This is a genomic window from Vreelandella sp. 2A-K22 (assembly GCF_054065485.1).
Genome location: NZ_JBSUGC010000006.1, coordinates 285,840 through 298,879, shown reverse-complemented (window position 1 = coordinate 298,879; position 13,040 = coordinate 285,840). Strand labels below are relative to the sequence as shown.

The window sequence follows — 13,040 nt, the reverse complement described above, 5'->3', positions numbered from 1 at the left end:
GTGCGGCGACTGGCGCGGAATTTGACGTTGGGCATGGCACTGTCTGGGTGAATGGCGATATTCGCTATATTGCCATGCAGTTCAGTAGGTTAGAAGCATTCCTGGGGGCCGGTCTCACGGATTCAGGTAACTATTAAGCGAATAAACCCGGAAACCATACCCCATGAAGGCAGGGGTGCATAGACTGTATATCTATACATAAAGCGTAATTAAATACAAAAATAGCACTAACAGACAGAGATTACTATTTATAAACAGCGTTTGCTAACAAATGTAACCAGTGAAGCGTGCTAACTAAATAATCTGTGTTAACTATAGACGAAAACTACGCTTTTAAAAGCTAAAGTATAATCTGTGTCAAATATTTTCCCGCTGGATAGAAATAACGTGCTCTTTTACCTGCGACCAGCAGTTAATCTCAAGCATTTTGTAAGCATGGGCGGAAGTGTTAGCTGTTTCCTGGCATTCTAGCCATGTTTTTTCGAACATTAAGCGCATTGTTTCGCTGTATTGCGTTGAGGAAATCGAAATGTCCCGGGTAACACTTTCACAATGGCAAATGTTGGCCGCCGTGGTTGACCACGGTGGATTTGCGCGTGCGGCAGAGGCGGTACATAAAAGCCCCTCCACGCTGAACCATGCCGTTCATAAATTAGAAGAGCAGCTAGGCGTGCAGGTGCTGGAGCCTATTGGCCGACAAGTACGGTTAACCGAAGCGGGCGAGCTGCTGCTTCGGCGCGCGCGTCAATTAATAGAGAGCGCAGCGTCACTTGAAGATGTCGCCACCCGGCTAGCCGCTGGTTTAGAAGCGGAAGTGGTAGTGGCAATCGATCAGGTGTTTCCCGCTGCTGCTCAAGCTAAAGCGCTAGAGCGATTCTCTGAAACGTACCCGCAGGTGCGCGTTCAGTTGCACGAGAGTGTTCTCAATGGCGGCATTGAGATGCTCTATGATGGCCGCGCAGACTTGGTAGTCTCCGGCATTGAGGCGCAGGGCTTCTTGGGCGAGCCGTTGGTCACGGTGCGCTTTGTTGCCGTGGCGCATCCCCAGCATGCGCTACATCAATTGGGCCGCTCGTTGGATCTACGCGATCTAGCCCAGTATCGGCAGTTGGTGGTGCGTGATTCAGCGCTGCGCCAATCAACCAATGCTGGCTGGTTGAAAGCCGAGCAGCGTTGGACCGTCAGCCACCTCAATACCTCACTGGATATGCTAAGGCGTGGCTTGGGGTTTGCCTGGATGCCGGAAACACGCATTGCGGAGGAGTTAAACAGCGGGCAATTAAAGCCGCTGCCACTACCCGCGGGCGGTATTCGTGAAGTGCCGATTCAGATGATTTTTCGCGACCGAGACCGGGCAGGGCCAGCGGCTCATGCGATGGCCGCCGCACTGAAACAGGCCGTGGTGAGCGAATGCGCGCTGAATGATTCGACTGACTCGAATGAAAGGCCGTAAAACATCCGCTTGAGCGTTCCTGAAGCGGGCGTATGCTGAAGAAAAGAACGTAATTGTTAGCACCTCTAATGACTTTCAGGAGACGCCCAATGGGATTACTGGTAAATGGCAAGTGGCAAGACCAGTGGTATGACACTAAAAAACACGGCGGCGAATTTGTTCGTGAGTCCGCTCAGCTTCGCGACTGGGTGGGCAGCCATCCGGAGACTGACGGTGACTGCTACCCAGCGGAAAAAGAGCGTTATCATTTATATGTCTCGCTAGCCTGCCCCTGGGCGCATCGCACGCTGATTATGCGTAAGTTGAAAGGGCTAGAGCCGTTGATCGGCACGTCCCATGTTAGCCCCTTGATGCTCGACCAAGGCTGGACGTACCGTCAGGACGAAGGTGCCAGTGGCGACCCCGTTAACGGCGTCGACTACCATCACCAGCTGTATACCATGACCGACCCCCACTATACCGGGCGTGTCACCGTGCCCGTGCTATGGGACAAACAGCGCAGCGCCATCGTTAATAATGAGTCTGCAGACTTGCTACGTATTTTTAACCGTGCGTTCGATGAATTGACCGGCAACGACCTGGATTTTTACCCAGAAGATCTGCGCGGTGTCATTGATGACGTAAACGCCGATGTTTACGACCACATCAATAACGGCGTTTATAAATCAGGCTTTGCCACTGAACAGGCGGTTTATGAGAAGCACGTGAAGGCGTTGTTTGACGGTCTAGAGCGTATGGAAGCACGCTTGGCCGAGCATCGTTACTTGGCGGGGGAGTGGTTAACCGAGGCGGATATTCGTCTCTTTACCACGCTGATCCGGTTTGACGCGGTTTACTATGGCCACTTCAAATGCAATTTTAAGCGCATTGAAGATTATCCCAATCTTTCCAATTACGTGAGGGAAATCTATCAGTGGCCGGGAGTGGCGGAGACCGTCAATATGGATCACATCAAACGCCACTACTATTATAGTCACGACACGATTAACCCAACGCGAATCGTACCTGCTGGGCCACTACTCGACCTTGAACGGTCTCACGACCGGGAGCGTTTACCGGGGCAGGGCGTGCGGCGTAAATAGATGCGTATCGCTAACTAGCAAAAAGGGCCGCCCAGTTGGGCAGCCCTTTTTCTAATGCTGAGATTCTACTGCTAGCGTTTCGTTGCTATTAAAAACGTTGCTATTAAAAACAATGGGGAAGCGTTAGCCATTATCATCGATATCTAACGCTTCACGGGTACGCTGCCAAGCGCTTTCAGCGCCCTCTTGGGTAGTTTGCCAGGCATCGCGAGCGTTGGCTTTAGTCTGCTCCCACCACTCGTTATTGTAAGCCGGGAAGGCTTCGACTTCTTCCTGGCTGGCTTCGACCATAATGCGATGTTCTGTATCACCATCGGCGTCCGTTTCGGTTTCGAGGGTGAAGTAGTCGGTATCAACAACGATCTCGCGGCCGCCGAGGCCCAGTACTGAACCGCTTTCGATCACAATCGCGGTAATGCGCATCTCTTCATCAAACAGGATGTCATCGACGTCACCAATCTCTTCACCGGAACCGCCGGCAAAATAGACCTCTGCATCAAGAATGTCGTCGGCAGAATACATGCCCTGGGGCTCATCCTGCGCGTGAGCATTCATGGCAACGCTGCCCATAAGGGCGGTACCGATAACGGTTGTGAGGATTGTCTTACGCATAGCATCTCTCCATGTGGCTACGATAGATAATAGATCGGTGTGCTTGTAGGTGTATTGGGGGATAACGTAACTAGAACCACCAACACATCGTGTTGCTAAAAAAAACGACCTACCAAAACGGAAATGGTGTAATTAAGGGGGGGCTTATAATGCTATTACTGCTTATCAGCCCAGTCATCGGCTTGACGCTCTGCTTCTTCGCGCTCTAGGCCGTACTTCTGCTGAAGCTTGCCTATCAATTGATCCTTTTTACCACCGATCTGATCCAACTCATCGTCGGTGAGCTCGCCCCAGCTTGAGCGTGCCTTACCCTTCATCTCTTTCCATTTGCCTTCAATTTGATCCCAGTTCATTGCATCGCTCCTTGAGAATAGTGAACTTGATTAGGCACTTTTTCAGGTTAGACCATATGTGCATGAGCGCAAGTCCTTGTTTCACTGTGGTGTAAGTTAAAAGTACTGGTCAGACGCCAAATGCAATGGTAGGATGCGCGCTCCTCGCATGTGTTGACCCCTCCATCACGACGGTAAGCGTTTAACTGCATAGTTATTAATGAGTAGATGTTAATAGTTATTTGTAGTGTCGCTTGCGGGAACATCTCGCCAATTGCTAGATGTTCATTGCTGTGTAGATGGCGCGCCTCCAGTATTTCACCAAACGGGTGAAATCGGCGCAGAAGGTCGCCACAACGGTTGGCCCGCTAATGCGTTGTTTGCCAACCGGATGCTAGGTGCGACCGGCGTCTCCGACTCCACTGATGGCTTTGACCGCTACGGCGGTGCCTGTTATCGATAATGACCATTCTTCATGTCGTTGTGCGATGACTGAGTCAGAGACGCTTATGATGTTTTTTGCCGGTACTTGCCGGCCTACCAAGGTGTGATTAATGACCTCGACTTCTGTCGCCTCGCCGAGCTTCGGCGATCTGGCTCTTTTGCCTGCCGTTCTGTCTGCTGTTGAATCACAGGGCTACCTCGTTCCCTCGCCGATTCAGGCACAAACTATTCCTGCGTTGCTTGAAGGCCGCGATATGCTGGGCCAGGCCCAGACGGGTACCGGCAAAACCGCAGCGTTTGCATTACCGTTACTGTCACGTTTAGAGCTGACTCGCCGTGAGCCCCAAGTGTTGGTTATGGCGCCAACCCGCGAATTGGCTCAGCAAGTAGCTGCCTCGTTTAGTAAATATGGCCAAAACCTGAAAGGTCTCGAAGTTGCGACCCTATGTGGTGGCCAAGAGTACCGTGAACAGCTGGGCGCCCTTAAGCGTGGCGCGCAAGTGGTTGTCGGTACCCCCGGCCGGATTATCGACCACCTGGACCGCGGTAGCCTGAAGCTTGATGGCCTCTCCGCCCTAGTGCTGGACGAAGCTGATGAAATGTTGCGCATGGGCTTTATCGACGACGTAAAACGCGTGGTTGCCGATACCCCGAAAGATGCTCAGCGTGTGTTCTTCTCAGCGACACTGCCCACTGAAATCGAGCGCATCGTTAACCGTTACTTGGTTAACCCAGTGAAAGTCGCGATTGAGTCGGGCACCACGACCGGCGAAAACATCGAACAGCGCATTGTGCGTGTTGATGGTGGCGCTAAGCTTGAAGCTCTTTCGCGTATTCTTGAAGTCGAGCCGGTCGATGGGGCCATCGTCTTTGTACGTACCCGTGCCGCTTGTACCACGCTCGTTGAGCAGTTGACTGCTCGTGGCGTTAACGCTGCTGGCCTGTCCGGTGATCTTGATCAGAGCCTGCGTGAGCGTACTATTACGCGCTTGAAGCGTGGCAAAGTCGACGTACTGATCGCTACCGATGTAGCTGCCCGTGGTCTTGACGTGTCGCGTATCACTCACGTTATCAACTACGATCTGCCTCAAGATGCAGAGGCTTATACGCACCGTATTGGCCGTACCGGTCGTGCGGGCCGTAGCGGTATCGCGATTACCTTTGCTGGCTTCCGTGAAGGCCGCAAAGTGGGCTGGATGGAGCAGGCAACCGGTCAGAAAATGACCGAAATGCCGCTACCTGATGAAGCCGCTATTCGTGCCCATCGCGATGACGTCTTCTATCAGCGTGTTATCGCCTCCTTAACGAAGGGCGCCGAAGAGCAGCGTGCGCTGATTGAGCGTCTGATCGAAGAAGGCCATGACCCGATCGAGCTGACTTGTGCGTTTGCCGCTATGGCGCGTGCTGACGAAGCGCCGATCGGTCGCCTGCAGGCGCCGCGCAAAGAGAAGCCCTCGCGTGATGGAGCGTCTGGCGGTAAGCCGGGTGCACGCCGCGAACGCACTGGTGCGCCAACTGAAGGTATGACGCGCTACCGCGTATCGGTTGGTCATAAAGATGGCGTCAAGCCTGGCCAACTAGTCGGTGCCCTCGCCAATGAAGGCGGCATTGAAGGCGCGCGTATCGGTCGTATCGATATTCGCAACGCTTTCTCTGTGGTCGAACTGCCGAGCGGCTTGCCCTCGACGATTCTGACCAAGATGGCCCGTGCCCGTGTGGCCGGTCGTCCGTTGGAAATCAGCGAAGACAGCGCACCGGCTGAGCGCGCTCCACGCCGTCGTCGTGACGAAGGTGATGCGCCGGTTCGTCGTCGCGAACGCGCCTAGGTCTTCATCAATGTAAGGATTAATCAGCTGCCGCCAAGCGGCAACTGAGAAGATCTCGACGCCCTCGTACCGTTACTGGTGCGGGGGCGTTTTTTTGCTACCTTATTCACCATTCACCATTCACCATTCACCATTCACCATTCACCATTCACCATTCACCATTCACCATTCACCATTCACCATTCACCATTCACCATTCACCATTCACCATTCACCACTTCAAGGAGGAAACCATGTCCGCACCACTACACGAATGGAATCTGGCACCCAAGGAAGCGATGGCGCTGCAGTTGCAGTTGGCGAGGCGATTGGAACTTACTGATCGCCTAGCGCCGATAACGCATATCGCCGGGGTGGATATTGGGTTCGAAGAGGGCGGCGAAATCACTCGGGCAGCGGTGGTGGTATTGAAATGGGATCCTGCCACCGCACCCGATTTAAGCGTGGTGGAACAGGTCGTCCATCGCGAGCCCACCCGAATGCCGTATATCCCCGGCTTGCTTTCGTTTCGAGAAATCCCCGCCGCGCTAGGCGCGTTTGAAAAACTCAGCGTGATGCCTGAACTGGTGATGGTCGACGGCCAGGGGATTGCACACCCACGCCGGTTAGGCGTGGCGGCTCACCTAGGGCTATGGCTCGATCTACCTACCATCGGTATTGCCAAGTCACGCCTATATGGCCAACACGCCGAGGTGGGCGAGCAGCGCGGCGACTGGGTGCCACTCTCCGCGGGGCAGGAAACCATTGGTGCCGTTTTGCGTTCCCGCACCAAGGTCAAGCCCGTGTACGTATCACCTGGCCACCGGATCACTTTAGAAACCTCGCTGGCCTGGGTGTTGCGCTGCTTGGGGCGTACCAAGCTACCTGAGCCAACGCGGCTGGCAGATCGGCTGGCCTCTCGGCGTGATCAGCGTAAGTAGCTTTCGATTGCCAATGGCTAAGGGCTATACAAACGCCAAAAAACGTCGCAGTAGGCTGGAGGCCTCTTGGCAGTCAGTAATGTTCGCCAGCAGGGTGTCGGGCTCTTCGCCTTGGTCGCGTAGGGCGGCGCGTTGGCGTTCAAGGTAGGCACGCATCACCGGCGCCGTAAATTCCGGGTGAAACTGCACGCTCCACTGGCGCGGGCCGTAGCGCAGCGCCTGGTGGGCGTCGTGGCTGTTATGGGCCAGCACCGTGCAACCTTGGGGCGCCTGCATCACCGACTGGGCATGGGTCAGGTGGGCGGCAAAGCTTTCCGGTAGTTGGCTAAACAGCGGGTCTTGCTGGCCCGCTTGGGTGAGTCGCACGGTGCGCGTGCCCGATTCGCGGCCAGCCGGGTGGTAGTCACTCATGCCACCAAAAGCGGCGGCCATTAACTGGTGGCCATAGCAAACGCCTAGCATGGGAATGTCGTTTGCCAGCACCTCCTTCAGCCACGGCTTCAGTGCTTCGCTCCAGGGTTCCGCCTCACTGACCATGCTGTGCGAACCGGTAATCACAATACCCGCGAGTGTATTAAGTTCAGGTGCGCTGGGTTGGCGGGTTGCATCCCACACCTGTAGTTCTAAATGCGCGGGCAGCGCGATGTTAAGCTGCTTTATAAATAGCCTTTCAAAATCACCGTGCTGGTCGACGACTTCCGGAAAAGCGTCGCCGGTTTTAACGATCAATACACAGGCCATATCACTCCCTCGGTATGATGAAACGCAAACATTGAACAAAGGCCTTTCAGGAAGAGCGCAAAGGCGTGAAAATAGCCTACCATGGCTGCTTAAATGGTAAGAACGCATTAATTATGCACATCATAAGGAGACAATAATGCAACAGATTACCCGTGCAGGCGAACCGCTGGATGTGGCTGGCACACTGCCTGCAAAAGGGCAGGCGGCACCGGCGATGACGCTGACCAACACCGATCTGCAAGACGTTACGCTCGATACGTACGCAGGAAAGCATAAAGTGCTCAATATCATCCCCAGTGTGGATACGCCCACTTGTGCCATGTCCACGCGTCACTTTAACGAGCTGGCGTCTAACCTTGCCGACACCGTGGTATTGGTCGTCTCCGCGGATTTACCCTTTGCAGCCAAACGCTTTTGTGGCGCGGAAGGATTGGATAACGTCGAAACGCTGTCTACTTTCCGCCACCCCGAGTTTCGCGAAGCCTGGGGCGTAGCGCTGTGCAACAACTCCATGGAAGGTCTTTGCGCCCGTGCAGTCGTCGTACTGGATACCGATAACCGGGTGCTGCACAGCGAGCTGGTGAGCGAGTTGAAGGACGAGCCTGATTATGATGCTGCCTTGGCGGTGCTGAGCTAGGCTTTGTAAGAAAACTGCCTGCGCTCAACAATATGGCGTTAAAAATCGCCTCGTGCGCGAGTCCGATCGAAATGCTCATTTACACCCGTAAACTCCGCTTTCTCGCCGATTTTTGCCTTGTCTAGTCTTCGCTCGCTGACTTTTCGTACAACCCCTAACTCGTATGCCGTGTAGCATGCCGCTCTGACGCCCTCACCAGCGCGCGAATCAAGCGCTGCTGGGGGCGATTGAAAATCAGCCACTCCGGGTGCCACTGCACGCCAATCAAGAAGTCGTGCTCCGGTGACTCAATGCCCTGCACCAAGCCATCCCGGTCGCGTGCAACGATTTCAATTCCTCTGCCCGCCTGGTAAACGGCTTGATGATGTAGGCTGTTAACCCGACACCAGGTAACCCCTAGCAGGCGGTGCAACTTACTTGCCCCCACGATATCAACGGTTTTGCGCGGCAGAACGGTGCGTCGCCGTTTTAACCCTTCGTGGGTGGTGTAGATATCGGGATCCAGTGTGCCACCAAGATGCACGTTGATTAATTGTGCCCCTCGGCAAATACCCAGCACCGGTGTATGCAGCGGAATAAAACGTTCAAGCAGGGCTAGCTCCAGCTCATCCCTTGCAGGATCTAAACGAACATCTAATTGTACTTCGCCACCGTAGAGGTGGGCCTGAATATCGTCGCCGCCGCCAATGATCAAGCCGTCCAGGCTTTCCGGCTGCGGGCGCGAAGGCGATAACCGCAACGGTTTGCCGCCATGCCGCCAGACGGCGAACCAATCAAACCACCACGCTAAGTGGCTTTTTTGGTCAGAGGTAGTAATTCCGATAAGCGGCCGAGTCATGTGGATAGTTACTCACTGTGACAGGAAATGAAGAATGCTAAACGGGTTTTATATAGCTGGGCTCTACAACACAATCAGTGTTCGCGGCGAAGCAAACGAACTAGTTTTTCTTTTACGCGGGTCAGCATCGGTCGGTTATGGTCGGCGATATATTCAGCGCAGCGAGCGAGTAACACCTCAGAATTAGCGGCAAGTTTCTCGACTTCCACCCAGCGATTCCACTCGGTCACTGAGCCCCACCCCGGCTGGGAAAGCTGAGCGTTGGGTAAGCGGTAGTGAAAGGTGGGGCGCGGCTTGGTAAGCTGCGTATGCAGCAATTCATGAGAGTGGTCGGGGCGTAGATAGGCAAATAGCGGCAGCATATCCAGCTCGCGATTGCGCGTGGGATTATGGTGCAAGTAGTCGTCAATTAACGTGTCGAGATCAGGCGAATAGTGGCTATCCAGTATTTTTAACGCATAGGCTTTGTGAAATGGATTCGCGTGGGGCAGCATCTCACGGGTAATATCGACTTTAATTTCGTCGCGCAGCCAGCCAGCCAGCAGCAGGTACGCACGCAGCATGGCTAGCAAATAGTCAACGTCGAAACGCTCCGCTTCAGGGTTTAGGTGTAAGCCGAACCCATACAGCAGGCTGGCATCGGTGCCCTTAGCGCCATGCTCTCGTAGTGTCTCGAACAGCGCGTCTAAATCTTCCAGCTCATTCCAAGGTATCGGTGGGCAAACGATTTCGGTAGGCACCAGGCCTGTGACCATGTCGCCAATCAGCTCGCGGGTTTTGTGATGGAACTCGACCCGGCGTTGATGCTGATGGCGCGCCCACTCGCTATCTTCTGGGTGAGGGTCGTCGGCCAGCGATTTGTCGGGATGTGCGTATTGGGTGTCGAGCTCGATACCAAATTCGCCCCAGCGGGTATCCTCAACGAGTAGCCGATGGGGGCTTACCACGTTAAGCTCCCCGCCAAACAGTTCACGTACGATCATCGCCGTGTCTCGGGGCGGTAGGCCAGCGAACTCGATTTCAATGCCAACGTGCCGGATTTTCCCCTGGCTGTTTAAGCGGTTAGGTGGAGCTTGTAGCGTCATCTCGGCGTCCTTGAGGTGAACGTTTAAGTCTTCAGCCTATCATAGTCACGCGTTGAGACTGAGCGTATGACGGGCCATAGCGGCGGCAAATGATAAGCAGGACGCCATCTAAGCTAATTTTCAGGAGTAAGGCGTGCGACAGCACTGGTTAATCAATTCGTTAATAGGTTTTGTCTTGTTTGTATTGGCAAGCCTAGCAATGACGAGTACGGCAATCACTCAGGCCCAGGCGCAAACGGTGTCGCTGCCCGGCCTGAGCAGCGGTTCCGAAGAGGAAAGCGCTGACGTTAGCGGTGAAGAGTTTCAGAAGTCGCTCACTGACGTCATCACCATGCTTGAAAACGAAGAGCGGCGCACAGAGTTGCTTAAATCGCTACGCGAATTGCAGGTAACCGCAGACGCTGCCAGCGCAGATGAGGGCGTAGTACGCCAAGGATTACTGGGTGCTCTCGCCGATACCTTAAGTGACCTGGGTGATCAGGCCCAGGCGGGGGATTCGCCGGTTGATCAGTGGTCACGCCAGCTGGTTCAGGGCGTAGATGATTTGCGCGCGCTTAACGATGATGCCGACCAGGGGGAGGCGATTCGAGCGATTGCCGAAGGGGCGGTGCTGGCCTTGGTTTGGGGCGTACTGTTGGTGCTGATGATTGCCTTTGGGCGCATGATCGCTACCCGGCGTGAGTGGCCGTTGGATCTGCCTCGGGATCCCAAGGGCTGGCTGATGGCAGTGCACTTTTTGCGTCGCATGCTGCCCTGGGCACTGTCGTTTGCCATTACCTTGGGGATTGGCCAGGTGCTGCCCGATAGCCCTGGGCGTACGCTAGTATTGGTAGTGGCCTATATCTGCCTGTGTGGCAGGGCGCTATCGGTGGTGTTTGAAACAGTCATCGCGTTCTTTAGCCGTGGCCATCGTTTTACTGCGGTTCAACTGCTTCAACAGCGTGCGCTGCGCGGGCTGTTTGTGATTGGTGCTTTGATTGCGCTTGGCGACGCGGTCAACTCCACTCGTCTCGTTGAAATGCTGGGTAGCGAGCTGTCGAGCCTAGCCTCTGTGCTTTCCAATATGCTCGCGGCGTTGCTTGCAGCGCGGTTTATTCTCAAGTTTAAGCGCCCCGTGCGCCACCTGATTTGCAACCGGCCCTTCAAGCAGCGGCGTGACGCCAGCACCGCGGTCGAAATGATTCGCTCCCTGGGGGGGCTATGGCACATACCCGCACTGCTGCTGGTGAGTGGTTCGCTGCTGGCGATTTTTATCACCGTGGGCGATGTGGGCACTGCTCTGGCGCGCTCGATTATTTCCGCCAGCCTGCTGGTACTGACACTGGTAGTCACCGGGTTGCTGCGCCGCCAAGCGGAACGGATGGGTAAGCGTCGCCACCGCCGCCGTTATAGCCAGTATCGTAAACGTTTAGAGCGCTTCGGCTTCGTGTTGGCGCACATCTGCTCGTGGATGGTGTTTGCCGAACTCTCAATGCAGGTGTGGGGCAGTTCGTTCTTCGGTTTGGGCCAACAAGCCGTGGCCAGCGCGCGGATTGGCCAAGCGCTGGTTAGCTTGGGGGCCACGGTGTTGCTTGCATGGCTGGTATGGATATTTGCCGATACCGCCATTCAGCGAGCGCTAACATCGTCAGCCCGTTCACGTGGGCGGCGGGTCAATCAGGCCCGGGCGCAAACCATCACGCCGATGATCCGCAACGTCATCTTTGTAACCATTCTGATTATTGCCGTTATCGCCGGGTTGGCTAATTTGGGTGTCAACGTCACACCGCTGCTGGCGGGTGCTGGTGTGATCGGTCTGGCGATCGGTTTTGGTGCGCAAACGTTAGTGCAGGATTTGATTACCGGTATTTTTATCTTGATCGAAGATTCGTTAGCGGTCGATGACTTCGTGCAGATCAATAACCATATGGGCACGGTCGAGGGGCTGACGCTGCGCACTGTGCGGCTACGCGATTTGGATGGCATTGTGCACATCATCACCTTTAGCCGCATTGAGTCGATTCATAACATGTCCCGCCAGTTCGGCATCGCGCTGATGCGAATACGCATTCCGTTTGATATGAAAATCGACGATGCGATTACGCTGATGCAGGAGACTGCCCAGGAGCTGCGCCGTGATCCGATGATGCGCCACTACATCTGGTCGCCGCTGGAGATGCAGGGCGTTCAGGGCTTTGAAGATGGCTGCCCCATTTTACGCATGCGCTTTCGCACCGCGCCGGAGATGCAGTGGGATGTCTCGCGGGCGTTTAACCTGTTGCTGAAGCAGCGTATGGAAGCTCAAGAGATTGACCTGGGCGTGCCGCGTCTTAGTGTCAGTATGGAAGCACGCGCTGAAGACCGCATGGAGGCGACCGCGGGTACTTCATTCTCTTTAGAAGAGGGCTCGCAAGAACAAGCCGGGCAAGAAAACACTTCGCCTGAGAGTGAACAAGGCAAGCATAGCGCGACGCAAGCAAGTGACTTCAACCCACAGGAGCATAAGAAACCAACACCTCCGAAGCCCGCGCCGCGTCCGACAAAAGCTGAGATTCGCCAGGATGAACAGGCACGCAGGCACGATAATACGAATAATCGTGCTGCGTCACATCGGCAAAAGCCCCAGGCACAGGGCAAGCCCCAGAGCGATTCCTATGCCAGCCCCGGTGGCGAACACGGCGATGAGTAGCCACGGGCCCCGCCAGCGGCGCCAACGGTTGTACAACGAGACCGCGTGGCTAACGCGGTCGACCAGTTCGTCGTGACGGGAAATGGCGTGATCCGGCGGCAGCGAAAAGTCGTTGGCGACATCGCCCTGCCAGTGGGCGCCGTGGCTGAGCCCCAGGCGCGCTCGTAGCTTTCCGATATCGCTGACGGTGTCGTGCAGCGTATCGTAGGTTTCGCGGCGTTCGGCAACCGCGAACACCGCCTCGGCATCCTGGCGTAGCGCGCTATGCTGGCAGCTAGCCACGGCTTGGCTGATTTCTTGTTCGTTGGCCTCGGGGGAAACCGCGAGGCGCTGGTACAAATCGCGCATAGGGTCAATTTATTCTCATGGGCCAGTGCATCCTGCGAAACGTCTAGCGTTACA

General features: G+C 55.2%; 13 protein-coding genes. 7 read left to right on the top strand and 6 right to left on the bottom strand.

Annotated features, from left to right (window positions below):
- The first annotated feature begins 529 nt into the window (after window positions 1-529).
- Both ACW17M_RS10835 and ACW17M_RS10830 read left to right on the top strand, forming a co-directional pair.
- Window positions 530-1,453: a LysR family transcriptional regulator gene (locus ACW17M_RS10835; RefSeq protein ID WP_027959901.1), complete on the top strand. Its 924-nt coding sequence runs from the start codon at window positions 530-532 to the stop codon at window positions 1,451-1,453.
- Between the two features lie 89 nt (window positions 1,454-1,542).
- Entirely contained in the window at window positions 1,543-2,535 is a 993-nt protein-coding gene (locus tag ACW17M_RS10830) for a glutathione S-transferase family protein (protein ID WP_022520660.1), read from the top strand.
- Window positions 2,536-2,658: 123 nt separating this feature from the next.
- Here ACW17M_RS10830 and ACW17M_RS10825 read toward each other — a convergent pair whose 3' ends face one another.
- Both ACW17M_RS10825 and ACW17M_RS10820 read right to left on the bottom strand, forming a co-directional pair.
- A complete protein-coding gene (locus ACW17M_RS10825) occupies window positions 2,659-3,147 on the bottom strand; it encodes a PRC-barrel domain-containing protein (RefSeq protein ID WP_022520659.1) in 489 nt (162 codons plus the stop codon).
- Between the two features lie 155 nt (window positions 3,148-3,302).
- On the bottom strand, window positions 3,303-3,500 hold the full coding sequence (locus ACW17M_RS10820; protein WP_141439734.1) for a CsbD family protein: 198 nt from the start codon (window positions 3,498-3,500) through the stop codon (window positions 3,303-3,305).
- A gap of 253 nt (window positions 3,501-3,753) precedes the next feature.
- Here ACW17M_RS10820 and ACW17M_RS10815 point away from each other — a divergent pair, with 253 nt between their 5' ends.
- The 3 genes from ACW17M_RS10815 (at window position 3,754) to nfi (ending at window position 6,669) form a co-directional block, all read left to right on the top strand.
- On the top strand, window positions 3,754-3,942 hold the full coding sequence (locus ACW17M_RS10815) for a hypothetical protein (RefSeq protein ID WP_039859330.1): 189 nt from the start codon (window positions 3,754-3,756) through the stop codon (window positions 3,940-3,942).
- Between the two features lie 91 nt (window positions 3,943-4,033).
- Entirely contained in the window at window positions 4,034-5,749 is a 1,716-nt protein-coding gene (locus ACW17M_RS10810; protein WP_009287184.1) for a DEAD/DEAH box helicase, read from the top strand.
- A gap of 233 nt (window positions 5,750-5,982) precedes the next feature.
- Entirely contained in the window at window positions 5,983-6,669 is a 687-nt protein-coding gene (gene nfi, locus ACW17M_RS10805; protein WP_009287185.1) for a deoxyribonuclease V, read from the top strand.
- A gap of 24 nt (window positions 6,670-6,693) precedes the next feature.
- Here nfi and ACW17M_RS10800 read toward each other — a convergent pair whose 3' ends face one another.
- Window positions 6,694-7,410, bottom strand: coding sequence for a glutamine amidotransferase (locus ACW17M_RS10800; RefSeq protein ID WP_422156375.1), 717 nt, complete (start codon window positions 7,408-7,410; stop codon window positions 6,694-6,696).
- A gap of 136 nt (window positions 7,411-7,546) precedes the next feature.
- Here ACW17M_RS10800 and tpx point away from each other — a divergent pair, with 136 nt between their 5' ends.
- The gene (gene tpx / locus ACW17M_RS10795; protein WP_457547375.1) at window positions 7,547-8,047 is read left to right on the top strand and encodes a thiol peroxidase; all 501 of its coding nucleotides are present in this window, start codon (window positions 7,547-7,549) and stop codon (window positions 8,045-8,047) included.
- A gap of 154 nt (window positions 8,048-8,201) precedes the next feature.
- On the opposite strand, the gene ACW17M_RS10790 is transcribed toward tpx, so the two are convergent.
- Together ACW17M_RS10790 and ACW17M_RS10785 are read right to left on the bottom strand one after the other, a co-directional pair.
- Entirely contained in the window at window positions 8,202-8,885 is a 684-nt protein-coding gene (locus tag ACW17M_RS10790; protein ID WP_035538585.1) for a gamma-glutamyl-gamma-aminobutyrate hydrolase family protein, read from the bottom strand.
- A gap of 74 nt (window positions 8,886-8,959) precedes the next feature.
- Window positions 8,960-9,970, bottom strand: a complete 1,011-nt coding sequence (locus ACW17M_RS10785; RefSeq protein WP_009287187.1) for an amidoligase family protein — start codon at window positions 9,968-9,970, stop codon at window positions 8,960-8,962.
- A 133-nt stretch (window positions 9,971-10,103) separates the two neighbouring features.
- Between ACW17M_RS10785 and ACW17M_RS10780 the strand changes: the two genes are divergently transcribed.
- A complete protein-coding gene (locus ACW17M_RS10780) occupies window positions 10,104-12,638 on the top strand; it encodes a mechanosensitive ion channel family protein (RefSeq protein WP_009287188.1) in 2,535 nt (844 codons plus the stop codon).
- Here the strand turns inward: ACW17M_RS10780 and ACW17M_RS10775 are convergent.
- Window positions 12,555-12,986 carry a hypothetical protein gene (locus tag ACW17M_RS10775; protein WP_022520651.1) on the bottom strand — a complete coding sequence of 144 codons (432 nt, stop codon included), beginning with the start codon at window positions 12,984-12,986 and terminating at the stop codon, window positions 12,555-12,557. The two genes, ACW17M_RS10780 and ACW17M_RS10775, sit on opposite strands and share 84 nt — an antisense overlap.
- Window positions 12,987-13,040: the final 54 nt, after the last annotated feature.

Coding starts and splice junctions, on each gene's coding strand:
- ACW17M_RS10835 (WP_027959901.1), top strand. CDS start 530: ATGTCCCGGGTAACACTTTCACAATGGCAAATGTTGGCCGCCGTGGTT.
- ACW17M_RS10830 (WP_022520660.1), top strand. CDS start 1,543: ATGGGATTACTGGTAAATGGCAAGTGGCAAGACCAGTGGTATGACACT.
- ACW17M_RS10825 (WP_022520659.1), bottom strand. CDS start 3,147: ATGCGTAAGACAATCCTCACAACCGTTATCGGTACCGCCCTTATGGGC.
- ACW17M_RS10820 (WP_141439734.1), bottom strand. CDS start 3,500: ATGAACTGGGATCAAATTGAAGGCAAATGGAAAGAGATGAAGGGTAAG.
- ACW17M_RS10810 (WP_009287184.1), top strand. CDS start 4,034: ATGACCTCGACTTCTGTCGCCTCGCCGAGCTTCGGCGATCTGGCTCTT.
- nfi (WP_009287185.1), top strand. CDS start 5,983: ATGTCCGCACCACTACACGAATGGAATCTGGCACCCAAGGAAGCGATG.
- ACW17M_RS10800 (WP_422156375.1), bottom strand. CDS start 7,410: ATGGCCTGTGTATTGATCGTTAAAACCGGCGACGCTTTTCCGGAAGTC.
- tpx (WP_457547375.1), top strand. CDS start 7,547: ATGCAACAGATTACCCGTGCAGGCGAACCGCTGGATGTGGCTGGCACA.
- ACW17M_RS10790 (WP_035538585.1), bottom strand. CDS start 8,885: ATGACTCGGCCGCTTATCGGAATTACTACCTCTGACCAAAAAAGCCAC.
- ACW17M_RS10785 (WP_009287187.1), bottom strand. CDS start 9,970: ATGACGCTACAAGCTCCACCTAACCGCTTAAACAGCCAGGGGAAAATC.
- ACW17M_RS10775 (WP_022520651.1), bottom strand. CDS start 12,986: ATGCGCGATTTGTACCAGCGCCTCGCGGTTTCCCCCGAGGCCAACGAA.